Origin of the sequence: Companilactobacillus versmoldensis DSM 14857 = KCTC 3814 (assembly GCF_001434295.1) — a bacterium.
GTDB classification, from domain to species: Bacteria; Bacillota; Bacilli; order Lactobacillales; family Lactobacillaceae; genus Companilactobacillus; species Companilactobacillus versmoldensis.
Genome location: NZ_AZFA01000059.1, coordinates 1 through 491 on the forward strand (window position 1 = coordinate 1; position 491 = coordinate 491).

The 491-nt window shown below is 39.7% G+C and carries 1 rRNA gene; it reads right to left on the minus strand.

What is annotated here, in order from left to right:
* Window positions 1-286 (minus strand): 16S ribosomal RNA (locus tag FC27_RS11520); the annotation flags it as partial.
* Between the last annotated feature and the right edge of the window lie 205 nt (window positions 287-491).

A 491-nucleotide genomic window follows, 5' to 3' on the forward strand; every position in this document is an offset into this window, starting at 1 on the left:
CCAACTAACTAATACGCCGCGGGTCCATCCTAAAGCGATAGCAGAACCATCTTTCAAACATCCTCCATGTGGAAGTTGTTGTTATGCGGTATTAGCACCTGTTTCCAGATGTTATCCCCCACTTTAGGGCAGGTTACCCACGTGTTACTCACCCATCCGCCGCTCACTCAAATGTATCTTCATTTTGATGCAAGCATCAAAAATCAGTTACCAGAGTTCGCTCGACTTGCATGTATTAGGCACGCCGCCAGCGTTCATCCTGAGCCAGGATCAAACTCTCATATTAGATTGTTTGTGACTCATTTATTAATTATTACTAACGAACTGACTTCGTTATTTCATTGTTGTCTTAACTTAATAAGACCTACACAATTAGCGTTAAAACTTTGTTCAGTTTTCAAAGGTCTACTTCTTGTTAATCGCTATTGCTCTTAACAAGTGACTTGTTTACTCTATCATGTTGATGACTTCTTGTCAACAACTTTTTAAAA